The sequence below is a fragment of the Frigoriflavimonas asaccharolytica genome (assembly GCF_013294015.1).
Taxonomy (GTDB): Bacteria; Bacteroidota; Bacteroidia; order Flavobacteriales; family Weeksellaceae; genus Frigoriflavimonas; species Frigoriflavimonas asaccharolytica.
Map to the genome: position 1 here is coordinate 18,822 of NZ_JABSNO010000010.1, position 26,226 is coordinate 45,047.

Consider the following 26,226-nt stretch of genomic DNA (forward strand, 5'->3'; position numbering starts at 1 on the left):
AAAAAAATTAGAATTGTGATCGCGCTATCCACTATATCTTTTTCTTGCTCGTACCTCACAAGAAAAAGGATGCCGTTCCTATCGCTTTTGCAGACCATCGCAAATTTCAAAATTTATTAATATTAGAACATGAAAACCATCCAAATAAAAGCCGAACCCTTCTTCGAACTTTTGAAAATGAAAGACACATCCATGTGGGAAATTTTCGCCCAAATGATTGGCGAAGAAGAGCAAGAATTAGTTTTTTTTAATGAGAAAGAAGAGATATTGTTCAACTACAGACTTCCCACCAATATAGAAAAACTGCAAGATGACCAGAAAATTTTCGCCAAAGAATATGCGGAGAAATTGGAAGCGAACTAAAATATTTTATATTTTAATTCTCTTTTTATCAATTTCTTGAACAAATCATTTGCCTATGAAATTACCAGAGAAATTTTCATTCATTTCATTTTATAATCAATTTTATATTAGTGACGGAAATGCTAAATCTGATGCTAATTCTTATAATTTTTCAGAAGATGTAATAAAAAATCGCCTATTTTGTAATCTAGACGAAATGATAATTTTTACTCAAACTTATGGAAATGTTTCTGGAAACGTTCAGTTTTATGAAAATGAACCAAAAATTACGAATATTTTAAATTACGATCATATCGTTGAAGGAAATATTAAAATAAGTTCTGGTCAAATTTAAATTTTATCTTGGCCTAATAATTTAGAAAAAAAATACAAGGTCGAAAATGGAAATTATAGAATTAGAATTTTAGGTTCAAATTTCGCATCTGTGAAAGAAACTGATTTACAACAAGATACGGATGATGATTTTTATGAAATACAAATTTGGAAAAGTTCAGAACTTGGAGTTAAAGTCATAAAACAGTATCCTGTACATTATCAGAATATTCAAAGATTGTTCTTTTCGCATTTTTCACATCATGTACTCTCAAAATTCTAGCGCCTTTTTCCAATGCTTTTAGGTGCAACTTGTCTGTCTCCTCTCCTATTTCTAAAGGCGTTTTTCCCAAAGATTTATAAATAAAAGACTTCCGAGAAATACCTACCAAAATGGGAAGTTTTTCGAAAGCAATATGTTGCAATTCATCTAACATTTGAAATTGTTGATCAATTGTTTTTCCAAATCCAAAACCAGGATCTGCAATGATATCTACTATTCCAAATTGATTTAATTCTAAAATTTTTGCCGAGAAAAATTTATTTATTTCCAGAATAATGTCATTGTCAATTTGCTTTTCATGCATGATTTCGTAAGCAGAATTGGAGTGCATCAAAATATAGGGAAGTCCAGTTTCCGCAACTGTTTTCAGTAAATTTTCATCATATTGTCCCGCAGAAATATCATTTACGATATCAATTCCTTCATCAAAACCAAATTTTACCACTTCCGAATAGAAAGTATCCAACGAAATAATGCTTTCGGGAAATTCCTTTTTTATTTGTGAAATTATTTTGCCAAATCTTACAATTTCTTCTTTTGCAGAAATTTTTTGCGCATTTGGTTTGGTAGATTGTGCGCCAACATCAAGGATATCTGCACCTTCTGCTATCATTTTCTCTACTTGAAGAAGCGCATTTTTTTCATTATTGAATTTTCCACCATCTGAAAAAGAATCTGGCGTAACGTTGAGAATTCCCATCACTTTTGGTGTAGAAAGATTTAATAATTTCCCTCGAATATTGATTGTATTTTGCATTTTTTTTATTTCTCGCAAAGTCGCGAAGATTTATACAAAGGAAAAAAGAAATTAATTAAGACGCAAAGTAAATTGCAACTAGGAAAGTAAAAATTGCAAAAAATTGTATATTTGAAAAGTTAAGATATTTTATGCAAAAAACTTCCCGCCAATTTGACGAAATTCTAAAGCACTGTCAAGATTTATTCACTAAAAAATTGCAAGATTATGGTCCTGCATTTCGGGTTTTGCGTGCAAGTTCGATTACAGATCAATTGTTTATAAAAGCAAGCAGAATTCGCACTTTGCAGATGACAGAAGATAAAAAAGTAGATGAAAGCGAAGAAGATGAATTTGTGGCAATTGTTAATTATTCAATTATAGGATTGATGCAATTGGAAAAAGGCTTTGCAAATGATGTGAATGAAGATAAACAAGTTATTATTGATTGGTACAAAGAATTTTCTTCCGCAGCAAAAACCTTGATGGAAAACAAAAACCATGATTATGGCGAAGCTTGGCGAGATATGAGAATTACATCTATCACAGATTTAATTTATCAAAAAATATTGAGAACCAAGCAGATAGAAGATAACGAAGGCAAAACTTTGGTATCCGAAGGAATTTCTGCCAACTATTTTGATATGTTGAATTATGCAGTATTTTGCTTAATAAAGTTTGAGGAGCAGAGAGAATTAGAAACACAAAAATTGAATTAGAAATGCTGAAAAAAATTTTAAGAATACTTTTAGGCTTCCTATTTATACTCTCTGGTTTTGTGAAAACAGTAGATTTAGTAGGATTTTCTTTCAAACTAGAAGAATATTTTGAACCACCAGTTTTCAATATTCCTTTTATGATAGATTTAGCCTTGCCTTTGGCAATTTTTGTGGTGGGACTAGAATTGCTTTTAGGACTTATGCTTCTTTTAAAAATTAAATTGAAAAATACAATTTTGGCTTTAATAGCTTTATGTATTTTCTTCGGATTTCTAACTTTTTATTCAGCTTTTTACAATGTTGTCACCGATTGTGGATGCTTTGGTGATGCAATAAAATTCACACCATGGCAAAGTTTCTGGAAGGATATGATTTTGCTTTTCCTTTTAATATTTGTTTATATTTTATACAGTAGAAGTGCAGAAAATTTTAAAAGTGAAAAAAGTTTAATTAAATTATTTTTGGTTTTCATTTTTGTCACCATTATGACAATAATAAGTTATTACGGAATTTTTCATGAACCTTTGATTGATTTTAGAGATTACAAAATAGGCACAAATCTGAACGAAGAAAATAAAAAAATACTTGCAGATCCATCTGAGTACAAAACGTTTTACATGATGACCAACAAAAAAACTAAAGAAGAATTGGTGGTGAATCAAGATGATTATGTAAACGATGAAAAGTACTGGAAAGAAGGAAGTGATTGGGAAATAGTAGAAGGGAAAAATGAATCTAAACTTACAAAACAAGGCTATAAATCTGAAATTGGAAAATTTAGAATAGAAGATGAAAACGGGATGGATGCAACAGAACAAATCTTGAAAGCACCAAAAGCTGTTCTAATTTTTTCTTATAAGCCAGATGAAGCAGATGCAGAAATTATAGCAAAAGCAGAGGCGAAAATGAAGGAAAACAAAGGCGCAATTCTCATGGGAATTTCTACAAAACCTAAAACTTTTAAGACCATTTCAAATGCAAAAATGGATGGTACAGCCATGAAAACAATTGCACGAAGCAACCCCTTCATTTTAATTTTGAAAAATGGAATTATTGTTCAAAAGTTGAGTGCAAAAGATTATATTAAATAAAAAAGTAAAAATAATATCATGAAAAAATCAAATAAATCAATCGCTGGTTATCATTTATTAATGATTCTATCTGCTGTAGATGGCGAATTTGCGCCAGAAGAAGGAATGCACATTCAAAAATATCTTACAGATGAATTTCCTTTCAAAATGAATTTGGATGATGAATTGGATACCATCGCAACTTTGCATATGGATGAATGGGAAAATCATTTCAATTTTCACGCAGAGTGTTTTTTAGAGGATTCTGAAGAAAAAGAAAGAAAAAGTTTCATCAAATTTGCAAAATCCTTAATAAAAGCAGACAACCGAGTAGATGATATGGAGCACAAATATTACAAAAAATTGAAATCTATTTGGGGAATGGATTAATTTTCTTTTAAAAACATTAATTAAATAAAATAAAATGAGAAAAAATATCGTAGCAGGAAACTGGAAAATGAATCTGGATTTAACAGAAGCGCAACAATTGATGACGCAACTTCTGTCTTATTCCAATAATAATAAATCTAATTGCGAAATCTATATTGCACCTCCGTCCATCTATACAATGATGGCGAAAGATTTGCTAGATGGTAGTTCAATTGGCGTTTTCAGCCAAGATGTAAGCGAATTCGAAAGTGGTGCATATACTGGTGAAATTTCTGGAAAAATGCTGCAATCTATTTCTGCAAATGGCTCTTTAGTTGCACATTCCGAAAGAAGACAATACCACGGAGAAACAGATTCTCACGCAAACAGAAAAGTGAAAATGCTACTGGATTTAGGTTTAACTCCAATTTACTGCAACGGAGAAACTTTAGAACAAAGAAAAGCAGGACAGCATTTTGAGGTAGTGAAAAATCAAACTGAAGTTGCACTTTTTACACTCTCTGCCGAAGAAATAAAAAAAGTAGTAATTGCTTATGAACCAGTTTGGGCAATTGGAACAGGCGAAACTGCATCACCAGAACAAGCACAGGAAATTCATGCACACATACGAAGTTTGATTGCTGCAAAATATGGACAAGATGTTGCAGATGAAATCTCCATTTTATATGGAGGATCCGTGAAACCAGATAATGCAAAAGAAATTTTTTCTAAACCAGATATTGACGGCGGTTTAATAGGAGGTGCTGCTTTGAAAATAGGCGATTTTTCTAAAATTATAGAAGGCTTTAATTAAGATTAAAAAACTTCCAGAAAATAAAAAAAGGTAAATGATCGTTGAACATTTACCTTTTTTTTTATAAAAAATTTTTATATTTTATTTTTTTTCTTCTCCTAGTTTCTCTTCTTTTTTTCTTTCCAAAACTTCATCTACCATTCCGTATTCTTTTGCTTCAGACGAAGTCATCCAATAATCTCTTTCAGAATTTTTTTCTACCCAATCAAATTCTTGTCCAGAATGTTCGGAAATAATGTCGTACAATTCTTTTTTCAGTTTCAACATTTCTCGCAAATTAATCTCCATATCTGTTGCAACACCTTGAGCTCCACCACTTGGTTGGTGTATCATCACACGTGAGTGTTTCAAAGCGGAACGTTTTCCTTTATTACCCGCAACCAAAAGAACCGCACCCATCGATGCTGCCATTCCTGTACAGATTGTCGCAACATCTGGTTTGATGATTTGCATTGTATCGTAAATTCCCAAACCTGCATAAACGCTTCCACCAGGTGAATTGATGTAGATTTGAATGTCTTTTGAAGGATCAGAACTTTCTAAAAACAGCAATTGTGCCGTCACGATATTTGCAACCTGATCGTCTATTCCTGTACCCAAAAATATAATTCTATCCATCATTAATCGGGAAAAAACATCCATTTGAGCTACGTTCATCCTTCTTTCTTCCATGATGTATGGTGTCAAATTGGTAGGAACGTGCATTCCCATATATTGGTCTGTTACCAAACCATTATTCCCCATATGTTTCGTAGAAAAATCTCTAAATTCTTTTTTAATGTCCATTTTATTTATTTGTATTAAGGTTTTCAAAAGCTATTCCTTTTTATAGAAATCGCCAATTTGTCAGTAAATATAATTAAATTTTAAATTATAAAACCCTATAAATTTCAGAAGCAATTTCTTTTCGTAATTCTGTAATTTTTATCACAGTTTTGTAAATTTCCATCTTTCGTTCGTCAGAAATTCCTTTTTCCAGAAGTTCATCTTTTAAAGTATGAATTATATTTTGAATATACTCTCGTTTATGCTTCATAATAGTTTCCTTCACTGCCTCTCCTATTCTATCGCTCAAATTTGGAAAGTAGATATTATGTTTTGCCCAATCACTATTTTCATAGGGTTCTATCAAAGCATTTGCCACCTTTTCAGAAATTCCTTCGTCCATCAAACTCATAAAAAAGTTGCCAGATCGGAGTTCTTCTTTCTGCAAACCTTCCTTTATATCTTCAAATATTTTTTTATTTAATGGGTTAATTACTTCATAATCATCTTCAGAAATATGCGCAATAATCTCTTCCAAAACGGTAATTTCATAAGGATTATTTTCTTCATCTGTTCTTTGCAAAACTATATCCCCATTCTTCAAAATCAATTGTACCAATTGCTCCTCCAATTCCAATAGCGGATTTATTTGTGGAGCAACATCCTGTACAACCTGCAATTTCACAGGTTCGGCAACACTTTTTCGTGGTTCTTCTTTTTGTTTTATTTGTTTTTGAATTCCCAATTCATTGAACAAAGTTTGCTCGCTGATTTCAAATTTTTTGGCAACTTCTTTTAGATATACTTCTTGTTTTAAAGCATTTTGAACAAAAGCCACAGATTTCACAATATCCCGTATTGCTTCCGCTTTTTTCACAGGATCTGCAATTGCCTCTTTCAAAAGTACTTCCGCTTTGAAATCTATAAAATCTTTCGCCTCCTTTTCTATAAAATTTCTTACAAAATCTTGCGGATTTTTTCTGGCAAAAGAATCAGGATCTTCTCCATCTGGAAAAAGCAAAACCCGGATATTCATTCCTTGAGATAGCAATAAATCTATACTCCGGAAACTAGCTTTTATTCCTGCCGCATCTCCATCAAAAAGTATTGTTACATTTTCTGTAAGCCTTTTTATTAATTTAATCTGGTTGATGGAAAGTGCTGTACCAGAAGAAGCTACCACGTTTTCTATTCCATTTTGATGCAAAGAAACCACATCCATATAACCTTCAACCAAAAGACAAAGATTATATTTTGAAATAGCTTGTTTACTCTGATTCAAACCATAAAGCACATCACTTTTATGGTAAATATCCGTTTCTGGTGAATTGAGATATTTAGCAGTTTTTAAATTATTATTTAAAATTCTACCACCAAAACCTAAAACTCTACCCGAAAAACTATGTATAGGAAATAATACTCTTCCCCGAAAACGATCTATTCCTTTTGGTGCATTTTCTGGGAATATAGACAGTCCAGATTTTTCTAAAATTTCTTTTTTGTAAGCTTTATCAATTGCAAAATCTGTAAAAGCATGCTTATTTTCTGGCGAATATCCTAGTTGAAATTTTTCAATAGTATCATTTCTAAGTTCTCTTTCTTTAAAATAAGACAAACCAATAGATTTCCCTTCCTCGGTTTTAAAAAGTTGATTTTGGTAAAAATCATTCGCAATTTCATGAATTTTGTAGAGCAATTCTTTATCGGTTTGTGCCGCTTTTTGCTCTGCAGTCATTTGGACTATCGTTTCCTCTATTTCTATTCCATACTTTTTTGCTGCATGTTTTAATGCTTCTGGATAGGTAAAGTTTTCAATTTCCATCAAAAAACTTATCGCTGTACCACCTTTTCCGGAAGAAAAATCTTTCCAGATTTGTTTGCTTGGGGAAACTACAAAACTCGGTGATTTCTCGTCGTGAAAAGGACTTAAACCTTTAAAATTGGTTCCTGCACGTTTTAATTGTACATATTCACCAATGATTTCTTCTACACGAATGGTAGAAAATATTTTATCAATAGTATCTTTAGAAATCATTTTGCAAAAGTAAGGATTAAGTTTTTGAATGCTTAATAAGTAACGCTAATATTGAGACATTTATTTTTATCTGAAATCTATAAGAATTGATTATCATTAAGACTAAATAAGGAAAAAATTATATCAATAAAAAATAATTTATAAATAGATCAGCATTTAATTGCATCAAAATAGTTTTTATCTTTTAATTTAAGTTTCAAATTTAGAATTTTTTAAAATTATAATTCAAATATAAAATTGATTGATTATTTTTGAACTCAAATTTATTGATAAAAATGACCATTAAAATAGAAAAAGTTGAAGATTGGAAAGAGGTTGTAAAAAATTTGTTTCCAAAAATTGAACATCGTGTTATTTTACTGAAAGGAAATTTAGGTGCCGGCAAAACAACATTCACGCAACAATTATTAAAAAAAATGGGTGTAATTGAGCAAGTTTCTTCTCCCACCTACTCTATTGTAAATGAATATAAACTCGTAGATAAAAAAATTTACCACTTTGATTTGTACAGAATCAATACCAAAGAGGAAGTTTTTGATATGGGTTTTGAAGAATATTTGGAAAATGAAAATTTTTGCATCGTAGAATGGCCCGAAATTTATGAAGATGAATTATCAGATATACCTCATCACACTATAGAAATTTCCCATGCTGAAATTGGAAGAATTCTGCATTTTGTGTAAAAAATATAGAAAATTCTCACAAAGTGTTTATCTTTGCGATAATACCTTGCAAATTGTAAAATCATGAGTAAAAGCAAAATTTTTACACCGTTTTCTGAACAAGAATTGATGCCACAAGAAGAAAAATTGGAAGTCATCAAAAAAGGGAAAAAATTTTCTATTGGTATTCCAAAAGAATCTTGTGAAAATGAGAGAAGAATATGCATCACACCAGATGGAGTGCAGGTTTTAGTAGATCACGGACATGAGATCATCATGGAATCTTTCGCAGGCAAAGGTTCCTTTTTCACAGACTTGCAATACGCTAATGCGGGCGCCAAAATTGTGAAGGAGGCAAGAATAGCTTTTTGCCAAGATCTGGTTTTAAAAATAAATCCGCCAACAGCAGAAGAAATAGATTTTTTGAAAGAAAATTCTTTCCTTGTTTCTGCTTTGCAAATAAATCTTACAGATACTTATTATTTCAAAAAATTAGCTGAAAAGAAAGTTAATGCAATGGCATTTGAATTTATTGTAGATAAATATAACCAACTTTCACTAGTTAGGTTAATAGGCGAAATAGCTGGAACTGCATCTATCTTGTATGCTGCAGAATTATTATCCTTATCCAACGGAACCATGATGGGCGGAATTACAGGTGTGCGTCCAACAGAAATAGTGGTCGTTGGAGCAGGAATTGTAGGAGAATTTGCCACAAAAGCTGCCGTTGGTCTAGGAGCAAGCGTGAAAGTTTTTGATAATTCGCTTTCAAAACTCCGTAGGTTGAATACTTTGCTAGATGGTAGAGTTCCAACCTCCATCATAGAACCAAAAGAATTGCAAAAAAGTTTGAGAAGAGCAGATGTTGTAATTGCGGCTTTGCCAAGATTAAGCAGGACGCCAATCATAACGGAAGAAATGGTGCTGAAAATGAAAAAAGGTAGCGTAATAATAGATATTGCGATTGATAATGGAAAAGTGGTAGAAACCTCTGAACTTACAACGATGGAAGATCCATTTTTTGTGAAACATGATGTGGTACATTGCGGATTGCCCAACATTACCTCTAGAATGCCACGAACGACCACCAAAGCAATTTCAAACTTTTTCTTGTCTTATCTTCTTAATTATGATGAAGAAGGTGGTTTGGAAAATATGATGATCTACAACGAAAATATGAAACAAAGTCTGTATATGTACAAAGGCAGGCATACAAAAAAATCAATCTGTGATAGGTTTCAATTGCCATATCATGATATTAATCTTTTACTTTTTTAGATGTTAAGAAAATTCAAATTTTATTTTTTAGGTTTAATTCCTGGTGTGATGCTCGTTTTTTTTATTTTAAACAAAAAAGGCGCAAGTTGTACAGGATATTTGCCAAATAGCCGAGTAATTGCAGAAACTTTAAGTAAAAACTTTATTTATAAAGACAATTTTTCTGCAGAAATGCGAAAATTGAATTTGAATGAAAAATTTTTGAGAGACAGTATTCTATCAGAAGGTTTTGTAGACTTTGAAAGGAGCAATGCGCAGAAAAAACCTTGCCCAACATACACTTTACAAGCACCAGAAGACAATCCTAAATACGAAATAACGTTTGAAAAATGTGAGAAGGCTGCGACTTTTACTACAATTAAAGTTTTAAAATAAAGTAAGCTTATAAAAAATTTAGCTAAATATTTTTTGCAGTACTAGAGAAACCTCCTTATATTTTGTAGCAGGAAACAGGTGTGTTCCATTTTTTATCACGTAATCTGGTTTTGAATTTTTGATAGGAAATACCATGTCTTTATCTGCCATTACTTGTATTACATCTGGATTTTCTACACTTTTCCAATCTGCAACTTTTTCTACAGACCATTTTAAATAATATGGATCACGAACGGTAAAATAATTAAATATTTTTGGATTTTTCGGATCTAGCAATTTTCTAAAATATGCATAGATTTCTGTACTTTTTTCAGTAAACAATTGCTTTGGAAAAAAGTGCGTAATTTTAGTAACTTCCCCAGTTTTGAGAAATATAGATTTCTCTGTATGAGATTTTATACTTCCTAAAATAACCACTTTATCTGCTGGTTTTAATTTGTGAATTTCTTGCACAATAATGCCTCCAAAGGAATATCCTAGCAAATAAAACGGTTCCTTATCATCTATATTTTCCGCCATTCTAGCCACATAATCTGGAAATGGTTCAGATTGTTTAGGAATTAACCAAGGAATATTAACCACTTCTAAATCTTCGGGAAATTTTAATTTTTCCAAAATTTTATGGTCACCACCAAGTCCACTTACAAGATATATTTTCATATAAATTTTGTCTTTTACCTAATTTAAAAGTAATGATTTCGTAAAAACGAAAATAAAAAAAGAGCATATTTGCATGCTCTTTATATTTCTCAGTATTAAATTTTATTTTTTGTCGCTAGATACAGAAAATTGCATATCTATTTGGTCTTTTATCAAAAGGTCTTTCAAAGAAGATTTGTAGAAGATATCAAAATCTTGTCTATTCAAAGAGAATTTTGCAGATTGTATTGATACTTTATAATCATCTGTGATTACGTTTGCTGGGAAAGATATTGTTTTTCTAATTCCTTTTATTGTGATATTTCCTATAATTTCTGAATTGTATTCGTCACTTTTAAAAGGTAGAATTTTAGTAATTTCAAACATTGCCATTGGAAATCTTCTTACTTCAAAGAAGTTTACACTTTTCAAATCATCAAGCAATTTTTTTTGTTCTTCGCCTTCTAAATCTGTGACAGTCATAGCTCGCATATCAATAACGAATTCGCCACCTTGTAATTTTTTATCATCAAAAATAAATTTCCCCATTTTCAATTGTAAACCTCCAGTATGCGTAGTAGCCTCAGATTTGAAAATTTTGTGTCCCCACCATCTGATATCGGATTTTGTGGAACGAACCAACCTTACACCATCTTTTTGATTGCTTTTTCTCTGAGAAAATCCGAAGGTAACACCGAATATTAATAAAGATAATAGAAGTATTTTTTTCATATAAAATATTAAAAATTAATAAAATTTTGTTTGGCTAATTTAGTTTTAAATCTGCCAATTTCCAATAAAACAATAGAATTTCGTGCCAAAAAATAAATTAATTGTCATAAAATTGATAATCTATCAAAAATTACATTTTATAAAAGGCTCCATAATTTGCAACTCCCGATAAAATTGTTTTTTCGCTTACTACTAGATATATCGGAATATTTTTTAAAACCCTTTCCATCTTTGCGCTAATTCTAAATTTTTGGTAAAATCTTTCGTTATCTATATAATCTTTAAAAAGCATTGGTAAATCGCCACCTATAAATAATCCTCCAGTAGCTTTTAATTTCAGCACCAAATTATTTGCTTCCCTTGCCAAAAATTCTAAATACGTATTGATGGTAATGGTACAAATTTGATCGTCGTCTTCCATCGCTGCTTTATAAACAACTTCTACAAAGTCTCCCTCTTCTAGCATTCTCTTTAGTTTTTCAGATTGGGGATGACGTTTTTCATCTCTTAAAAAACGAAATATATTAAATAATCCATTTTTTGAGAGCACTTGTTCCCAACTTACAATACCGTAAATTTTATTCAAAAATTGATAAAACTCTACTTCTACAGCTGTTCTTGGCGAAAATTCTGTATGTCCGCCTTCTGTTGCAAATGGTCTCAAAAATTCGCCATCATAGAAAAGCCCAGCTTCTCCCAGCCCATTTCCTGGCGAGAGTATAGCCATGTTTCCAGATGGATCTCGCTCACCTTCATATATCGGTAAAAGACATTCCTCCGTAACATCTACCAATCCGTAAGCTGAAGCCTCTAAATCATTTATAATAAAAACTTCAAAACCAAATTCCTGCTCAAGTGTAGTTTTATTAATATCCCAAGAAATTCTTTCCGAAAACCCAATACCATTAATGATAGGACCTGGAAAGCCAACTGCTAGTCTGTCAATTTTTTGTAAAGAATAATCTGTGATAAATCTCTTAATTAAATCTCCAAAACTTTCGAATTTTTTGGTTTTATATTTATCTTCAACCTGCAAAATTACATTACCATCTTTTGTAATGTAATGACCAACGATCGATTTACCTTCTCGAACTTCTACTGCAATGATAGAAATATTTTCATTTCGAGGGCTATCCTTACCAGGGAAATAAAGTGGAAACCTTTTGTTGTTTTTCATAATAATAGTCTTGGATACCAAAGATAAAAAGTTTCGTGTAATATAAAAAGCCTTTTCAATTTTATTTTTGAAAAGGCTTTAATTATTTATTTTAAAAAGATTATTTTCCTAAAGGAATATTGTAACCAATACCTAAACCAAGCGCTCCAGCATTGTAATCTTGAGTTCCAATTTGACCTTCGTCACTGGTAAATGTTTTTTGGTAATGCAAAGTGAAATTCCAATCTCTATTGTGATATCCAATCTCTGGTTTCAAATACAATCCACCATCTGGTCTATTTACTACAGAATTAGAAGCAACCTTATCGTCACCTACAATAAATCCATATCCCAAATCTGTTCCGAAGAATACGCCAGAATTTTTTGGGTAATATCTAAATAATGCTGCTACTGGAACTACACCAAAATCATTATTATCCAAACCATTATTTTCTTGTCCAAAAAAGTGAGAATATCCTGTAGCGATACCTAAACCGAAACTTGGCGTAACCAAATTTTGATAAGCTAAATCTACCCCTAAATTTGCCGAAGCATTTTCTGAAGGCACTGATGCACCACCACTTATACCAACTTTCAACATGTTTTTCATAGAAACTGATGATGTTTCTTGTGCAGTTGCAAATCCTGTCGCTAAAATAGCTAAACCAAAGATTGCTGTTTTAAAATTTTTCATAATTAATTAATTTTATATTTAGTTTCGAACAACTTGTAAAAATTGTGCCAAAATAGAGTATTAAAAGTTTATATCATGAATAAAAATTACACGCAATTGAAAATCAGATATTTAAATAAATTAAAAGTTAAACGGTTATTTAATTCAATTTAGAGTTTAACTTAAACCTGTAATATTTCCATCATCATCAATATCCATATTTTCAGATGCAGGTATGCTTGGCAAACCAGGCATTCTCATCATATTTCCTAAAATTGGAATAATGAAACCTGCTCCTGCTGCAAATTCAAATTCTCGCACGGTAACCGTAAAACCAGAAGGTCTTCCAATTTTTTTCTCGTCATCACTTAATGATTTTTGAGTTTTCGCCATACAAATTGGCAATTTATCTAAGCCAAGATTATAAATAGATTTTAGGTCTGCTTTTGCTTTTGCAGCATATTCTACTCCATCTGCTCCATATATATTCTTTGCAATTGTTTCTATTTTATTTTCTACAGAATCTTCTACATCATATAAAGGTGTGAAATTGTTTCCATAATTTTCTGCAGCATTCACTACTTCTGCAGCCAATTCTTTCATGCCTTCTCCTCCCATGGTAAATTCATCTGCAACTATAGCTTTCACGCCTAGTTTTTCGCACTCATCTTTCAGAAATTGAATTTCTTCTTCGCTATCTGTAGCAAAATGATTGATGGCTACAATTGGTTTCAAATTCCAGTTTTTTGCATTTTCTATATGCTTTTGCAGATTTTCAATACCTTTCTTCACAGCTTCAAATTGTGGATTTTCATATTCGCCTTTTTTTGCTCCACCATGATACCTCATCGCTCGAATTGTCGTAACCAAAACCAAAACTTTAGGTTTAAAACCTGCATAATGGCATTTAATATGCAAGAATTTCTCTGCACCCAAATCTGCCCCAAAACCTGCTTCCGTAACTACATAATCTCCCAAAGACATTCCTGTTTTTGTAGCAATTATTGTGTTTGTACCTTGCGCTATATTCGCAAACGGACCACCATGTAATATTGCAGGATTGCCTTCTAAAGTTTGTACTAAATTTGGCTTGATGGCATCTCTCAAAAGAATTGCCATTGCACCTTCTGCTTTCAAATCTCTGCAATAGATGGCTTGTTTATCAAAAGTATAACCAATAAAAATATTGCCTAATTTCTCTTTTAAATCTTTAAAATCATTGCTCATACAAAGAATTGCCATCACTTCGCTTGCAGGCGTTATGTTGAAACTTTCTTCCCTCGGAATTCCATTTGCCGTTCCACCAAGACCTATTACAACATTTCGCAAAGCACGATCATTCATATCCATCACACGTTTCCATACGATGGTTCTTGGGTCTATATTTAAATTATTTTTTTTATTCTGAAGGTTATTATCTATCAAAGCAGACAAAAGATTATTGGCTTTTTCTATCGCATTAAAATCCCCAGTAAAATGCAAATTGATATCTACCATTGGAATTACTTGGGCATAACCACCACCAGCTGCACCACCTTTTATCCCAAAAACAGGACCTAAACTTGGTTCACGCAAAACTGCGATGGCCTTTTTGCCAATTTTGTTTAGTCCATCCGTTAATCCTACAGTGACGGTAGTTTTTCCTTCTCCCGCAGGAGTTGGATTGATGGCGGAAACCAAAACCAGATTGGACTGTGCTATTTTCTGTTCGTCTATATATTTTAAAGGAAGTTTCGCTTTGTATTTACCGTAATATTCTAAATCATCTTCAGGAATATTAAGTTTTTCAGCAATTTTCTTGATGTGTTGAATATCTGCTTTTTCGGCAATTTCTAAATCTGTTGGGAAACTCATATATTTATTATTTCTATCAAAAATACTTTTAATTAATTTAAAATAAAAAAAAATTTAAGATTGATTTTAGTTTTAACTTTATACGGTTCAACTAATCAAAGAAAAAAGTTTACAAATTATGACGAGTTCTTTTTTAAAAAATAAACATTTATTGTGGAGAGCAGGTTTTGGGCCGAATCTCTCAGATTATAAAAATTTAGAAAATATAAAAACAAGCGATTTATGGAATAGTATAATTGCACATAAAGAAATTAATACAATTTCTTTTACTACACAAATTCAAGAAAAAGAATTTAGTGAAATAAGCAAATTAGATGCAGAGCAGAGAAAAACATTCCAGCAATTAAGGAACAAGCAAAATACAGAGCTCAATCATAATTTTTTTATGACGATGGTACAATCTGAAAATCAATTTCTAGAAAAGATGGCTTTTTTTTGGCACGGTCATTTTGCTTGTAAAATTTTAAATGCTCCATTTAACCAGCAACTTTTGCAAGTAATAAGGGAAAACGCCTTAGGCAATTTTGGAGATTTACTTATTGCTGTTTCTAAATCTCCTGCTATGCTAAGTTTCCTCAACAATCAGCAGAATAAGAAAGCGCATCCTAACGAAAATTTCGCCAGAGAAGTGATGGAATTATTCACCTTAGGAACAGGAAATTATACAGAGACAGACATCAAGGAAGCTGCAAGATCTTTCACAGGTTGGTCTTATGATAAAGATGGTGCATTTATCGAGAGAAAAGGTATTCATGATGAAAATTCTAAAAAATTTCTCGGTAAAGAGGGAAACTTTGATGGAACTGATATTTTAAATATCATTTTAGAAAAAAAAGAAACTGCAAAATTCATCACCAAAAAAATTTATAAGTATTTCGTAAACGAAAAAATTGATGAAAGAAGACTGGAAAATTTATCCAATAATTTCTACAACAGCAAATACGATATAAAAAAATTAATGACTGAAATTTTTACTTCAAATTGGTTTTTTGAAGATGAAAATATAGGAAACAAAATCAAATCACCTATTGAATTAATGGTGGGAATACTTAGAACTTTGCCAACTTCCGAAGTGAAAATGCAAAGTTTGATGATGTATCAAAAACTATTGGGACAAACGCTTTTCTACCCACCAAATGTTGCTGGTTGGCCAACTGGAAAATCTTGGATAGACAGTTCTACTTTACTTTTAAGAATGAAATTGCCCCAAATTTGGTCCGGCAGTCGAGCTTTAGAAACTACTGCAAAAGCAGATGACGATGTAGAAATGGGACTAGAAAATGCCAAAAAAACTAAGAAAAATGCCAACACTGCAAATTTCAATTTTGATTGGCAACTAGTACAAACAACTTTAGCTGATAAAAATATTTCAGAATCTCTACTCCAAAAAACAAAATCCCTGGATAAAGAAACTATTAAAAAATACGCTGGAGAAGATGTAAAAAAGACCATAATAGAAGTAATGAGCACACCAGAATACCAGCTTTGCTAAAACAAAAACCTTACATAGCTCATCAAATTTTTTCCACATTAATTTTTGAAAATACCATCACATGATCATAAAAAGAAGAGATTTTTTAAAAACCGGAACTTTGGCAGCAGCATCTTTAATGCTCCCCAATTTTTTGAAGGCATTTTCTTTACCAGAATCTTTGGCTAAAGAAAATAAAATATTAGTAGTACTACAATTTAGTGGTGGTAATGATGGTCTCAACACCATTATCCCGTTAAAAAATGATATCTATTTCAAAGAAAGACAAGGTATCTCTATCAAAAATGCTTTAAATTTAACAGACGAAGCCGGCATTAATCCTGCGCTACCTTTTTTTAAAGAATTGTATGACAATGGCGAAATTTCTGTCTTGAATAATGTTGGATATCCGGAGCCAAATAAATCTCACTTTCGCAGTATGGATATTTGGCAAAGTGCCAGCAATAGTTCAGAATTTTTGGAAACCGGTTGGGTCGGGAGATATTTAGACGAAGAATGTTACAATTGCACACATCCCACGCAAGCACTGGAAGTAGACGATATGTTGAGTCTTGCCATGAAGGGAAATACAAAAAAAGCTTTCGCCTTCAAAGATCCAAAAAGATTGTATGAGACTTCCAATGAGCAATATTTTAAATCTTTGTATGATAACCATCACCACGACCACGAAACCGTTGATTATCTCTATCAAACTCTAGGAGAAACAATTGATAACGCCTCTTATATTTTCGAAAAAAGCAAAGCAAAATCTACAGATAGTCCTTATCCAAGTTCTAAACTGGGCAAAGATTTTAAAACAATTTCTTCGCTAATAAAATCTGATATCAATACAAAAGTCTACTATTTAGAAATTGGTAGTTTTGATACGCACGTAAACCAAAATCAAAGACAAGAAAAGCTTTTTTCCGAAATTAACGACGCTGTACAATCCTTTGTGGCAGATATGAAAGCCAACAATCTTTTCAATGATGTAATGTTGATGACATTTTCTGAGTTTGGGCGCCGAGTTTCTCAAAATGCAAGCAAGGGAACAGACCATGGAACTGCCAACCAAATGTTTTTTATTTCCGGAGGTTTAAAGAAAAAAGGTATTCTTAATGCGCTACCAGATTTGCAAAATTTGAACGATGGAGACCTCATCTACACAGAAGATTTTCGAAAAGTGTACGCTACCATCCTCAAAAATTGGCTGAAAGCAGATTCCTCCAAAATTTTGGGCTGGAAAAATGGCGTGTACGATTTTATTTAAAGCTTCTCAACTAGTATTGCACAAAAAAACCACATTCAATAAATGTGGTTTTTTTTTGTATTTAAAGGGAATTTATTTCTCTATTAAATTTTTCAGTGCTTTCTTTTTATTTTGTCTTTCTTCGTACTTTTTCATCAAATAACCGATAACTATTGGACTCAACCACATCAAAATTCTTCTTAATAATACAGGATTCATATTTATAATTTTTAATATTAGCCTCAATAATTTCAAAAATCAAACCACAGCTTTAAATAAAAAAAATATTATAAATTTAATGTAGAATATTGAAAATACAGGAAAAACACCCATGATATTCATTCAAATTTTGCCTTACTTTACGTAAAATTACTACCATGGAAATTCCAACAATACATGAATTAGCGACCGAAAAAACAGATTCCACCACCATTTCTTATTTCAAATTGCGGCAATTGATTGGTTTGTTAGGTATTTTTTTGCCTTTTGCTTTGGTCATTTTTGGAGGCAGATTGCAACCATCGTTAAGTCACTACTACTACAGTTTTTCTCACACTTTTTTTGTCGGAACTTTGGCAGCACTTTCCACCTTTTTAATTACCTACAAAGGAGTTTATAGATTGGAAGATTGGCTCGCCAATATTGCAGGATTTTGCGCAGCTGGTGTTGCCATCTTCCCACAAATGCAGTCGGTTTCTTGGGAAAACCTTTTTTTGATTTGCCAGATTGGGCAGAAACCTCCCATTGGAGCAACATTTTGCACTACAGTTTTGCAACCATTTTGTTTATCTGTTTTGCTATATTTTGTTCTGTTATTTTTCAAAAACCCGACAAAAATGAGGTGATTAAGGAGAAGAAAAGACGCCGAAATAGAATTTACCGTATTTGCGGCTACATCATGATTTTCAGCATCCTTGCAATAGGTTTTCTTTCTATTTTCAAAAGTTTAGATTTCCCCTATTCTACTCTGTTATTTGAAAGTACCACCTTAATTCCGTTCGGCGTTTCTTGGTTGCTCAAAGGAACTTATACTTGGAAATTTTCTAAATATGATGTTTTGAGAATTATGGTAAAGTTTTTTAGATAAATTAAATTTACTCCTTTTTGTACCTCGTAGTCAAACTTTTCACTCCGAAAATTTTGAAGACGCAAGTAGAAGATTTTTTTTTGTTCGAAGGAATTTATAAAGAATTGAGTTCTTTTTGCAAATTTGCTCTTGCTATTGCTTCATATTTATGAAAATAAAATTCAGTTTGAAAAATTTGTTCTTTTTCCAGAAAGTGAATTAAAACCTTTCTTCTTCCAGGATTATAAATTAAACTAGGATAAATGCGATATTCTTTCCGGATCTTTTTACTATAATCACAATACAACTCCCATTCCTGACCTAATACAGAAAGGTCAAAATCTACCATCCATTTTTCATCATTTGTTCTTGCTTCATGATTTTTGGTTGCCAAAATCAAATTTTCAATAATATTATTATCTACTACACAATTTTTAAATATACTTCTAGCATATTCTGCGCTCTTTTCTTCATTATCATTTGCAGTTACTTTATATATAATATCGTGATAAAATATGGCTACAGCAACCTCTACAGGATTTTGCAATTTGTGTAAATGCAATTCATATTGAAGAAACATCTGTTGCAAATGATCTAAATTATGATATTTTCTAAATTTTTGCGAATAGAAATTACTCAAATCATTCCAAAGTGAAACCCTTTCCACTTCAGAAAAGTTTAAATTTTTAAGGAGTAAATAAAAACGCTCTTGTAAGATCATAGATTGTATTGTTTATATAAAATCATTTCCTCTGCAAAGCTTCCCCTTCAAAAGAAATTCCTTCCCAACCAAATTCCATAAAATTCCGAATATTTTGATGATCATTTCCTTCCAGATTTTTCAATACATCTTCGCGGTAAAATGCACCAAAAAGTGCTAAAGTTTCCTCTTTTGAAAGGTTTTGTAATTTCGCAAAACTAAATATTTTGCAAGAACCGTTATTCTGATTTTCCTCATTTGTTAAATTTCCATTAGTGAATTTCGTTGGTGCGAAATTATAGTGTTCATCGATATATGCGATTACATAACTAAAATCAATACTTTCCGGTTTGCTCTTTAATTGTTCTATTATCATTCTATTTTTCTTATTATTTTTTGTAATTCAGCATCTAAATTTTGCCAGCAATTCTGGCTCCAAATTCTAACATATCCAAAACCAGAATTCTCTAAAATTTTGCCTTTGTGTAAATCTTCTAAGTAAGCCAAATTTCCAGAATATTGATCCTTGCTCATGCATTCTACAACGACAGATTTTCCGTCTGGCTTTTCTATCAATAAATCTAATAAATAGCCTCCAAACTGATGGTTTTTAAGAATTTTCAGGTTAGGAAATCTTTCTTTTAAAACAAAATAAATTTGGTCTACAAACAATGTAGATTCATATTCACTTTTAGCTGATTCTGTAAAACCGAAAACATCTAAAATAGTTAAAATTTCTTTTCTTTGAATCTCGTTTTCATCGCTCACAGCTTTACAATAAGCCAAATACGCGTAAAAAACCGCCTTCCTATTATTCGCGCCTTCTTCCTCTAGTGCAGTTTTATAATTCATGAAAAAATCTTCTGGTATAGAATTGCAGATATAGATTTTCTCCTTCGCTCTTGTGATAATTACATTCAATAATTTATAACCTTTCGTATGATTTACGGGTCCAAAACTTTGCACAAATTTGCCGCTTCGTTTTTTACCATACGTGGTAGAAATAATGATGATATCTCGCTCGTCACCTTGTATATTTTCAAGATTTTTAATGAATAATCCCGCTGCTTCTAATCCTTGTATTTTCTCTCTAAACGCTTCATTTTCTGGCAAAGCCGCTTGATGCAAAATTTGTCTTTTAATGTAATTTCTTTGGGTAATATTAAAAGTAGCAATTCCCACAGATGGATAAGTTCCATCTTTTTTAGGATGAATACTTTTCAGAATTTCTATCACTTTTTGAGTTTCCAATTCATTGATGTGGTCTTCAAAAATGCCATTTACTTGAAAAAATTCAATTGGCTTCATAGTAGATTGCGTTGGCAATGGTTTCAATCTCGCATTGTAGAAAGCGTGGTTAGAAAAGTCTATTAAATAAGGATGTTTAGATCGGTAATGAAAATCCAAATGGTTCTTTTCAAAATTGTTTTCCATCGCAAAATCCAGCAATGATTCGATATTAAGCATCGCATTTTTGTAGGTAATCACTTCATTTTCTGCTTCCAAATCATCTTCATCTTCTATGCTGCCTTCAAAGACTTTAGAGAAATAATTAGAAGGTGGCATTTGGTGTTCATCTCCTGCAATAATTACTGTTTTACCTTTCAAAACTGCGGGCAGATTATCTTCTAATTTTAACTGGCTGGCTTCATCAAAAACGACATTATCAAAGTAGAAATTTTTATCTTGAAAAAGGTTACTGCAAACATCTGGCGTCGTTAAAATTATAGGAAAAAAGGTGGTGAAAAGATCGCTGTCTTTCTGCGCAATTTGCCTTAATGTTAATCGGGAATGGTTGGTACTGCTGCGTTTGTTGTAAAGATTGGCAACCGTAACCTCTTTATTTAATTTCTCGAAATTTTTAACGGCATTTTGTTGCTCCAAATTCCAATATTGCGCTATAAAACTTTTTTGTGTGATGCCATAAAACTTTAATTTTTTAATGATATCAGCATATTCATTTTCGTTAAAATTAAGGTTTTCAGAGCTCCATTTATTAAGCAGAAGCGGAAAATAATTGCCCAAAAAAGAAGCTTCCCAATTGTTTAAAGGATATAATTTTTCAAGTAAATTCTGCTGAAAACGGGATAGATTTTGGTAATAACTAAACCAATTGTATTCTAACAATAAGGGGTTTTCTGGATTATTTCGTAAGTTTTTAAAATTTTCTAAAACTGTTTCTATTTGAATTTTTATTTCAGAATACGTACTACCAAACTTGTTTTCTTTCAGCCAGTTTTCTTTATTGATCAGATTTCTCAATTGTTGAATTTTATTTGAAATCTCAGTAAAATCTTTATCAGAATTGTTTTTATCGAAGGTGTTTAGAAAATCTATTGAATTATAATTTTCCTCAATCGTTGTAAAAAATTGGTTTTTAGCGAGCTCTACTTCAGAACGGTATTTTAAAATTTCATTTTTATTATTAAACAAATTATCAGAAATCGCAATATTTGGCAATAATGGCTTCAAACTTATTTCCTTCACCGCAGAAGAAATTTCTACCAACCGCTTCTGCTTCTGGATTGATTTCTTTTTTGCACCCGAGAAAAAGGCGGCTATTTTATAAAAAAATTGATTGGTTACTTCAGGCAGATATTCCTCAGAATTATGAATTAAAGTAGACGTTAAAACCTCAGTTTCATTTATTAAAAGTTCTACATTTTGCAAATTTTGTCCAAATTCGTTTCTTCTATTTTCTATAAAAACGGGCTTATATTCTACAATCAGCCTTTGAATTTCGTTCCAAATCCTTCTATAATTTTCAAAGGAAGTATCTAATCTTTGCAAACTTTGATGGTAATTTTCTTTTATAAAAAGACCATTATTAATGAAACTTTTAGAAATATAAGGTTGATATTCTTTATAAATCGGCGCTCCAACTTGAATTAGATGCTCTATTTCTTTAAACTCATCCGCAGAAAAAGTAAAGTTGAAGCTTTCTAAACCAAGCACTTCTTTTTCTGCTTCGTAATTCAAAATATGCCCAACTATTTCGGTTCTATTTTTATCTGGAATTATATCTGTATTTAGCAATTGATGAACGGTATTGATACTTTCTTGGTGTTTAGAAATCTCCAAAATATGATTATTTAGAGTTTCCAAAGAATTGATTGCAATCGCTTTTTTAAAATCTGCCGAATCAATCGTATTTCGCACAGCATTCACCACCAATTTTCGATCCGTTGCACTATCTTTCACCATCGTACAATAGCGCTCATAACCTAATTTTTGCAGCGCAATATAAAGCACTTCCAAAGCAGTTTGTTTCTCGCAAACCACAATTGTCTTTTGCTTATTTTCTAAAGCATTAACCAAAACCGCCGTTAAAGTCTGACTTTTCCCCGTTCCAGGTGGCCCTTGAATCAAAATTCTATTTTGAGATTTCAAAGACTCCAAAATATTCTGCTGAGAAGGATCCGTTTCCACCGAAGTAATGGATTGAAACGGCAACTTCGCGGCAATTTCTAAAGCTTTAAAATTGCTTTTTAAAGCTTCATAATCATTAATTATATTTTGTTTCTGAACTTCAAAAATGGAAAATATTCCCGATTTTGTGATAGTAGCATCGCCTTTCTTTGGCAACAATGCATCGTACTCAATTTTGCTTTGTATTTTAGGAATTCGCTCGTAATTATTTAAAATAAAATCCAGATTTTGCGTCACTTTTAGTTGGCGCAAAATAGAATCGCAAATATCAAAAAGTTCAGGTTTGTCTATCTTTCCATCTGCGAGCATTTGCTCTGGTATTTGCTCCAATGTAATTCCAGAATCGCCTTGTAAATGATTGATGAGCACATCGTTTATATAAATAGGATCTTCTTCCGTTCGGCAGATTTCCCAAGTATTCATTTCATTGGTCGCCTTTATTGCAACAGACCAAATCAGCAATGGCGCGACGGTAATCTGGCCATCAGAAAGATCTTTCCTCACCAAAAGTGGAAAACCAAAACCCAGAGAATTGACCCCTTTTTCAGAAAATATCACTTCATTTTGAAAAATAAGATTCTCTAAATTCCGCTTCAGTTTTTCTTTAGATTGATCTTCCTTTTCGTTGGTTGCATTTTTTTGCACCATGCCAAGCTTTGCATCTTCCTCATCTTCCTCATTTTCGTTGAAATAATCCCGTTTCTTTTCAGGAATTTCTTCAATAAATTGATCATGCACAGAAAATTTAAAAGAAACATTTTTCGTTGTCAAAAGATCCACGATAAAATACTCGGGCAAACTTTGATGTATAGCCGCCAATTGCGCCAAATCTAGTTTATACCGAGAATTGCCCGGAATTGCATTCAGATGAACACCTCTTCGGTTACCGGTTTTTAGTTTATTCTGAAAAGCAGAGAAAATTTCTGGAGTGAGCTTGTGCATTTGTGTAGGACTTGCAGTAAATTTATAAATAAAAAATAAGGTATTCTGCGTTAAGCAAAATATTATCATGTAGAATTTAAAATTCCATTAACTAAAAGCAGATAAATAAAAATGTATTTTAACAAGAGAACCCAGTATTTGCAAAGCAGATTATTTTATATTTCTGAATTTGCATCTGCCTACAAAAGTGCCAAAAACGTACGCGCCCAAATAGAAGAATTTGGCTTATGCGAAGTAATAGATGAAGTTATGCCTTACGGTTGCATTATGGCAGGCGATGTGCAGAAAAATGAGCCTTGGAAAAACAAGAAGAAGAAAAAATTTTTTGTGAAGAAATAGATTTGATAATATTTAAACACTTTGCGTATATTTGAAATTACAGAAATATTTTGGAAATGACTAAGAATGTACCAACCTTTATAACAGCAAAAGATTTATCTTTTTCAGGGATTTTGCACGATATTAAAAAATCTCCTACTAGTTTATCACCCATATTTGAAGCTTTTACTAATGCTTTGGAATCTTTGAAGACTAAGAAGAAAAATGATAATAAATTTGGAAATGGTAAGATTGTCTTAACAATATTTGCTGATGAATTAACTGACAGTAATTCTGAATTCCGAGCACTTGAAATCTTTGATAATGGGATAGGTTTCAATGATTTGGAATTTAAAAGATTTAATACATTTAAAGATAATTCAAAGGGGTTTAAAAACCTTGGGTCTGGTCGAATTCAGTTTGTGCATTTTTTTGAAAGAACAATAGTTGAAAGTGTATTTAGGCAAGGTGATGAATATTTTGAAAGAGAGTTTTTGGTTTCAAAAAGTAAGTCATTTCTTAATAATAATGCAATAGTTAAACAAAATTTTTCTCGTATTACAAATAAAAAGGAAACTTATACAAGAGTTACTTTTACAAGTCTCTTAGAACAAAGCCAAAAATATAATTCTTTAAATGATGATTCTTTGAAGGAAGAATTAATAAAAAGATACCTACACTATTTCTGTTTTAATTCAAATGAAATACCCGAAATTACTATTCATTTTTACATTGATAATGTTATAAAATCTACTTCTACAATTACTAAATATGATATTCCAAAATATGATAAAAAGCAAAATTTTGTAGTAAACTACAGTAAAGCAAGTGATGATGCCAGAACAATTGAAAAATCGGACAAAACAGAATCCTTCCTTATAACTACTTTCAAAGTTCAAAAGAAATTATTAGACGTTAATGACTTAAAATTAATATCTAAAGGAGAAGTTGTAGAGGACACTAAAATCAATTTGACAGGCATCTCAAAAAATGACAATATTAATGGAAACAAATATCTCGTACTTATTTCGGGAAATTATATTGATGAAAAAGACACTGATATACGAGGCGAATTAGATATCCCTTCGAAAAATTCTAATAAAGTGTTTAATGCTTTTAGTACAGAAATCATTTTTCTAGAGGATATTGAAATAAATGCTAACGCTAAGTTGAAAATTTTATATCCAGAAATTGAGCAAATTATCGTAAAACATGAAAAAGAGTTGGAACTTTTAAAAGAAATGTTCCTTATTGAAGAGGATGAAAATGTTGATATATCTTTCAATGACGACGACAAAAAAATACTGGAAAAATTTTATGTAGCACAAGCTAATAAAGAAGCAAGAATTGATGCATCGATAAAAGAGTCAATTGATAGATTAGAGCATTTAGATACAACATCTAAGGATTATGAGGATGAATTAGAAAAAGAAATAAATAAATTAGTTAAAATTCTACCTGAGCAAAATAAGAGAACTTTAAGCCATTACGTTGCAAGAAGAAAACTAGTTCTTGAATTATTTTCTAAAATAATCGATAAAAAACTTAAGATTCAAAATGATGGATCACGAGAAAAAGATGAAGCACTAATTCACAACCTTCTATTTACACAAAAATCAACAAATAGTTACGGAAGTGATTTATGGATTTTGAACGAAGAATTTATTTATTTTAAAGGTAACTCAGAATTTCTTTTAAGGAATTTAGAATTGAACAATAAAAAAGTTTTTCGAACTGAATTTAAAGAAGAAGAGGAAAAATATTTGAATTCTCTTGGAAAAAATCGTTTAGATCAACGACCTGATGTTCTTCTATTTCCAGAGGAAGGAAAATGTATCATAATAGAATTTAAGGCGCCAAAAGTTAATGCTTCTGACCATCTAACTCAGATAAATAAGTATGCTTCTTTAATAAGGAATTACACAGCAAAAGAATTTGAGATAAAAATGTTTTACGGCTATTTAATTGGAGAGGGAATTGAACAAAGAGATGTGCAAGGAAATGTTTCTACGTTTGAACATTCTCAAAACTTTGATTACTTATACAGCCCTTCTCAAAAAGTAATTGGTTTTGATGGAAATGAAAATGGTTCAATTTACACAGAGGTTTTAAAATATTCATCATTACTAGCCAGGGCTGAATTGAGGAATAAAATATTCATTGAAAAATTAGGATTAAAAATATAGTTTATGAAAATTGAAGAATTTTTTTTATGG

General features: G+C 31.5%; 27 protein-coding genes. 15 read left to right on the forward strand and 12 right to left on the reverse strand.

Annotated features, from left to right (window positions below; genetic code table 11):
* Positions 1-129 precede the first annotated feature (129 nt).
* Both HNQ03_RS08065 and HNQ03_RS08070 read left to right on the forward strand, forming a co-directional pair.
* Complete coding sequence (locus HNQ03_RS08065; protein WP_173779165.1) at positions 130-363, forward strand: hypothetical protein; 234 nt, start codon at positions 130-132, stop codon at positions 361-363.
* Positions 364-418: 55 nt separating this feature from the next.
* Positions 419-697, forward strand: coding sequence for a hypothetical protein (locus HNQ03_RS08070; protein ID WP_173779166.1), 279 nt, complete (start codon positions 419-421; stop codon positions 695-697).
* Between the two features lie 175 nt (positions 698-872).
* Here the strand turns inward: HNQ03_RS08070 and folP are convergent, their stop codons facing one another.
* A complete protein-coding gene (folP, locus tag HNQ03_RS08075) occupies positions 873-1,715 on the reverse strand; it encodes a dihydropteroate synthase (protein ID WP_226927464.1) in 843 nt (280 codons plus the stop codon).
* 131 nt (positions 1,716-1,846) lie between these two features.
* Here folP and HNQ03_RS08080 point away from each other — a divergent pair, with 131 nt between their 5' ends.
* Genes HNQ03_RS08080 through tpiA form a run of 4 tightly spaced genes read left to right on the forward strand, consistent with a single transcriptional unit; the run spans position 1,847 to position 4,666 of the window.
* Positions 1,847-2,413, forward strand: a complete 567-nt coding sequence (locus HNQ03_RS08080) for a DUF1599 domain-containing protein (protein WP_173779167.1) — start codon at positions 1,847-1,849, stop codon at positions 2,411-2,413.
* Between the two features lie 2 nt (positions 2,414-2,415).
* The gene (locus tag HNQ03_RS08085) at positions 2,416-3,504 is read left to right on the forward strand and encodes a BT_3928 family protein (RefSeq protein ID WP_173779168.1); all 1,089 of its coding nucleotides are present in this window, start codon (positions 2,416-2,418) and stop codon (positions 3,502-3,504) included.
* Between the two features lie 18 nt (positions 3,505-3,522).
* Entirely contained in the window at positions 3,523-3,873 is a 351-nt protein-coding gene (locus HNQ03_RS08090) for a tellurite resistance TerB family protein (protein ID WP_173779169.1), read from the forward strand.
* 34 nt (positions 3,874-3,907) lie between these two features.
* On the forward strand, positions 3,908-4,666 hold the full coding sequence (gene tpiA / locus HNQ03_RS08095; protein ID WP_173779170.1) for a triose-phosphate isomerase: 759 nt from the start codon (positions 3,908-3,910) through the stop codon (positions 4,664-4,666).
* Between the two features lie 81 nt (positions 4,667-4,747).
* On the opposite strand, the gene clpP is transcribed toward tpiA, so the two are convergent.
* Both clpP and dnaG read right to left on the reverse strand, forming a co-directional pair.
* Positions 4,748-5,452: an ATP-dependent Clp endopeptidase proteolytic subunit ClpP gene (gene clpP / locus HNQ03_RS08100; RefSeq protein ID WP_173779171.1), complete on the reverse strand. Its 705-nt coding sequence runs from the start codon at positions 5,450-5,452 to the stop codon at positions 4,748-4,750.
* Positions 5,453-5,537: 85 nt separating this feature from the next.
* Positions 5,538-7,466, reverse strand: a complete 1,929-nt coding sequence (dnaG, locus tag HNQ03_RS08105) for a DNA primase (RefSeq protein WP_173779172.1) — start codon at positions 7,464-7,466, stop codon at positions 5,538-5,540.
* A gap of 275 nt (positions 7,467-7,741) precedes the next feature.
* Here dnaG and tsaE point away from each other — a divergent pair, with 275 nt between their 5' ends.
* The 3 genes from tsaE to HNQ03_RS08120 all read left to right on the forward strand — a co-directional run bounded on the left by tsaE (position 7,742) and on the right by HNQ03_RS08120 (position 9,781).
* Positions 7,742-8,149: a tRNA (adenosine(37)-N6)-threonylcarbamoyltransferase complex ATPase subunit type 1 TsaE gene (gene tsaE / locus HNQ03_RS08110; protein WP_173779173.1), complete on the forward strand. Its 408-nt coding sequence runs from the start codon at positions 7,742-7,744 to the stop codon at positions 8,147-8,149.
* 63 nt (positions 8,150-8,212) lie between these two features.
* Positions 8,213-9,406 carry an alanine dehydrogenase gene (locus HNQ03_RS08115; RefSeq protein WP_226927465.1) on the forward strand — a complete coding sequence of 398 codons (1,194 nt, stop codon included), beginning with the start codon at positions 8,213-8,215 and terminating at the stop codon, positions 9,404-9,406.
* Entirely contained in the window at positions 9,407-9,781 is a 375-nt protein-coding gene (locus HNQ03_RS08120; RefSeq protein WP_173779174.1) for a hypothetical protein, read from the forward strand.
* A gap of 18 nt (positions 9,782-9,799) precedes the next feature.
* On the opposite strand, the gene HNQ03_RS08125 is transcribed toward HNQ03_RS08120, so the two are convergent.
* The 5 genes from HNQ03_RS08125 to HNQ03_RS08145 all read right to left on the reverse strand — a co-directional run bounded on the left by HNQ03_RS08125 (position 9,800) and on the right by HNQ03_RS08145 (position 14,835).
* Positions 9,800-10,441 (reverse strand): alpha/beta hydrolase, encoded by a 642-nt coding sequence (locus HNQ03_RS08125; protein ID WP_173779175.1) that lies wholly within the window; start codon positions 10,439-10,441, stop codon positions 9,800-9,802.
* Between the two features lie 102 nt (positions 10,442-10,543).
* Complete coding sequence (locus HNQ03_RS08130) at positions 10,544-11,152, reverse strand: YceI family protein (RefSeq protein ID WP_173779176.1); 609 nt, start codon at positions 11,150-11,152, stop codon at positions 10,544-10,546.
* Positions 11,153-11,282: 130 nt separating this feature from the next.
* On the reverse strand, positions 11,283-12,329 hold the full coding sequence (locus tag HNQ03_RS08135) for a glucokinase (protein WP_173779177.1): 1,047 nt from the start codon (positions 12,327-12,329) through the stop codon (positions 11,283-11,285).
* Between the two features lie 100 nt (positions 12,330-12,429).
* Entirely contained in the window at positions 12,430-13,002 is a 573-nt protein-coding gene (locus HNQ03_RS08140; protein ID WP_173779178.1) for a hypothetical protein, read from the reverse strand.
* 156 nt (positions 13,003-13,158) lie between these two features.
* Entirely contained in the window at positions 13,159-14,835 is a 1,677-nt protein-coding gene (locus HNQ03_RS08145) for a formate--tetrahydrofolate ligase (RefSeq protein ID WP_173779179.1), read from the reverse strand.
* Between the two features lie 118 nt (positions 14,836-14,953).
* On the opposite strand from HNQ03_RS08145, the gene HNQ03_RS08150 reads away from it, so the two are divergent.
* Together HNQ03_RS08150 and HNQ03_RS08155 are read left to right on the forward strand one after the other, a co-directional pair.
* On the forward strand, positions 14,954-16,327 hold the full coding sequence (locus HNQ03_RS08150) for a DUF1800 domain-containing protein (protein ID WP_173779180.1): 1,374 nt from the start codon (positions 14,954-14,956) through the stop codon (positions 16,325-16,327).
* A 61-nt stretch (positions 16,328-16,388) separates the two neighbouring features.
* The gene (locus HNQ03_RS08155; RefSeq protein ID WP_173779181.1) at positions 16,389-17,576 is read left to right on the forward strand and encodes a DUF1501 domain-containing protein; all 1,188 of its coding nucleotides are present in this window, start codon (positions 16,389-16,391) and stop codon (positions 17,574-17,576) included.
* A gap of 72 nt (positions 17,577-17,648) precedes the next feature.
* Here HNQ03_RS08155 and HNQ03_RS16175 read toward each other — a convergent pair whose 3' ends face one another.
* A complete protein-coding gene (locus HNQ03_RS16175) occupies positions 17,649-17,774 on the reverse strand; it encodes a hypothetical protein (protein ID WP_262888551.1) in 126 nt (41 codons plus the stop codon).
* A 158-nt stretch (positions 17,775-17,932) separates the two neighbouring features.
* Between HNQ03_RS16175 and HNQ03_RS08160 the strand changes: the two genes are divergently transcribed.
* Together HNQ03_RS08160 and HNQ03_RS08165 are read left to right on the forward strand one after the other, a co-directional pair.
* Positions 17,933-18,400, forward strand: a complete 468-nt coding sequence (locus HNQ03_RS08160; protein WP_173779182.1) for a hypothetical protein — start codon at positions 17,933-17,935, stop codon at positions 18,398-18,400.
* Between the two features lie 53 nt (positions 18,401-18,453).
* Positions 18,454-18,642: a hypothetical protein gene (locus tag HNQ03_RS08165; protein WP_173779183.1), complete on the forward strand. Its 189-nt coding sequence runs from the start codon at positions 18,454-18,456 to the stop codon at positions 18,640-18,642.
* A 94-nt stretch (positions 18,643-18,736) separates the two neighbouring features.
* On the opposite strand, the gene HNQ03_RS08170 is transcribed toward HNQ03_RS08165, so the two are convergent.
* Genes HNQ03_RS08170 through HNQ03_RS08180 form a run of 3 tightly spaced genes read right to left on the reverse strand, consistent with a single transcriptional unit; the run spans position 18,737 to position 23,761 of the window.
* Positions 18,737-19,342, reverse strand: coding sequence for an HD domain-containing protein (locus HNQ03_RS08170; RefSeq protein WP_173779184.1), 606 nt, complete (start codon positions 19,340-19,342; stop codon positions 18,737-18,739).
* 22 nt (positions 19,343-19,364) lie between these two features.
* The gene (locus tag HNQ03_RS08175) at positions 19,365-19,697 is read right to left on the reverse strand and encodes a HopJ type III effector protein (RefSeq protein WP_173779185.1); all 333 of its coding nucleotides are present in this window, start codon (positions 19,695-19,697) and stop codon (positions 19,365-19,367) included.
* Entirely contained in the window at positions 19,694-23,761 is a 4,068-nt protein-coding gene (locus HNQ03_RS08180) for an AAA domain-containing protein (protein WP_317170358.1), read from the reverse strand. Before HNQ03_RS08180 ends, HNQ03_RS08175 begins: the two co-directional genes overlap by 4 nt.
* Positions 23,762-23,803: 42 nt before the next feature.
* Here HNQ03_RS08180 and HNQ03_RS08185 point away from each other — a divergent pair, with 42 nt between their 5' ends.
* Positions 23,804-24,031: a hypothetical protein gene (locus tag HNQ03_RS08185; protein ID WP_382405003.1), complete on the forward strand. Its 228-nt coding sequence runs from the start codon at positions 23,804-23,806 to the stop codon at positions 24,029-24,031.
* Positions 24,032-24,087: 56 nt separating this feature from the next.
* Positions 24,088-26,196, forward strand: a complete 2,109-nt coding sequence (locus HNQ03_RS08190; protein WP_173779186.1) for an ATP-binding protein — start codon at positions 24,088-24,090, stop codon at positions 26,194-26,196.
* Positions 26,197-26,226: the final 30 nt, after the last annotated feature.

Bases quoted from the DNA above. Each gene is read 5' to 3' on its own strand.
- HNQ03_RS08065 (WP_173779165.1), top strand. From the start codon at position 130: ATGAAAACCATCCAAATAAAAGCCGAACCCTTCTTCGAACTTTTGAAA.
- HNQ03_RS08070 (WP_173779166.1), top strand. From the start codon at position 419: ATGAAATTACCAGAGAAATTTTCATTCATTTCATTTTATAATCAATTT.
- folP (WP_226927464.1), bottom strand. From the start codon at position 1,715: ATGCAAAATACAATCAATATTCGAGGGAAATTATTAAATCTTTCTACA.
- HNQ03_RS08080 (WP_173779167.1), top strand. From the start codon at position 1,847: ATGCAAAAAACTTCCCGCCAATTTGACGAAATTCTAAAGCACTGTCAA.
- HNQ03_RS08085 (WP_173779168.1), top strand. From the start codon at position 2,416: ATGCTGAAAAAAATTTTAAGAATACTTTTAGGCTTCCTATTTATACTC.
- HNQ03_RS08090 (WP_173779169.1), top strand. From the start codon at position 3,523: ATGAAAAAATCAAATAAATCAATCGCTGGTTATCATTTATTAATGATT.
- tpiA (WP_173779170.1), top strand. From the start codon at position 3,908: ATGAGAAAAAATATCGTAGCAGGAAACTGGAAAATGAATCTGGATTTA.
- clpP (WP_173779171.1), bottom strand. From the start codon at position 5,452: ATGGACATTAAAAAAGAATTTAGAGATTTTTCTACGAAACATATGGGG.
- dnaG (WP_173779172.1), bottom strand. From the start codon at position 7,466: ATGATTTCTAAAGATACTATTGATAAAATATTTTCTACCATTCGTGTA.
- tsaE (WP_173779173.1), top strand. From the start codon at position 7,742: ATGACCATTAAAATAGAAAAAGTTGAAGATTGGAAAGAGGTTGTAAAA.
- HNQ03_RS08115 (WP_226927465.1), top strand. From the start codon at position 8,213: ATGAGTAAAAGCAAAATTTTTACACCGTTTTCTGAACAAGAATTGATG.
- HNQ03_RS08120 (WP_173779174.1), top strand. From the start codon at position 9,407: ATGTTAAGAAAATTCAAATTTTATTTTTTAGGTTTAATTCCTGGTGTG.
- HNQ03_RS08125 (WP_173779175.1), bottom strand. From the start codon at position 10,441: ATGAAAATATATCTTGTAAGTGGACTTGGTGGTGACCATAAAATTTTG.
- HNQ03_RS08130 (WP_173779176.1), bottom strand. From the start codon at position 11,152: ATGAAAAAAATACTTCTATTATCTTTATTAATATTCGGTGTTACCTTC.
- HNQ03_RS08135 (WP_173779177.1), bottom strand. From the start codon at position 12,329: ATGAAAAACAACAAAAGGTTTCCACTTTATTTCCCTGGTAAGGATAGC.
- HNQ03_RS08140 (WP_173779178.1), bottom strand. From the start codon at position 13,002: ATGAAAAATTTTAAAACAGCAATCTTTGGTTTAGCTATTTTAGCGACA.
- HNQ03_RS08145 (WP_173779179.1), bottom strand. From the start codon at position 14,835: ATGAGTTTCCCAACAGATTTAGAAATTGCCGAAAAAGCAGATATTCAA.
- HNQ03_RS08150 (WP_173779180.1), top strand. From the start codon at position 14,954: ATGACGAGTTCTTTTTTAAAAAATAAACATTTATTGTGGAGAGCAGGT.
- HNQ03_RS08155 (WP_173779181.1), top strand. From the start codon at position 16,389: ATGATCATAAAAAGAAGAGATTTTTTAAAAACCGGAACTTTGGCAGCA.
- HNQ03_RS16175 (WP_262888551.1), bottom strand. From the start codon at position 17,774: ATGAATCCTGTATTATTAAGAAGAATTTTGATGTGGTTGAGTCCAATA.
- HNQ03_RS08160 (WP_173779182.1), top strand. From the start codon at position 17,933: ATGGAAATTCCAACAATACATGAATTAGCGACCGAAAAAACAGATTCC.
- HNQ03_RS08165 (WP_173779183.1), top strand. From the start codon at position 18,454: ATGATTTTCAGCATCCTTGCAATAGGTTTTCTTTCTATTTTCAAAAGT.
- HNQ03_RS08170 (WP_173779184.1), bottom strand. From the start codon at position 19,342: ATGATCTTACAAGAGCGTTTTTATTTACTCCTTAAAAATTTAAACTTT.
- HNQ03_RS08175 (WP_173779185.1), bottom strand. From the start codon at position 19,697: ATGATAATAGAACAATTAAAGAGCAAACCGGAAAGTATTGATTTTAGT.
- HNQ03_RS08180 (WP_317170358.1), bottom strand. From the start codon at position 23,761: ATGATAATATTTTGCTTAACGCAGAATACCTTATTTTTTATTTATAAA.
- HNQ03_RS08185 (WP_382405003.1), top strand. From the start codon at position 23,804: ATGTATTTTAACAAGAGAACCCAGTATTTGCAAAGCAGATTATTTTAT.
- HNQ03_RS08190 (WP_173779186.1), top strand. From the start codon at position 24,088: ATGACTAAGAATGTACCAACCTTTATAACAGCAAAAGATTTATCTTTT.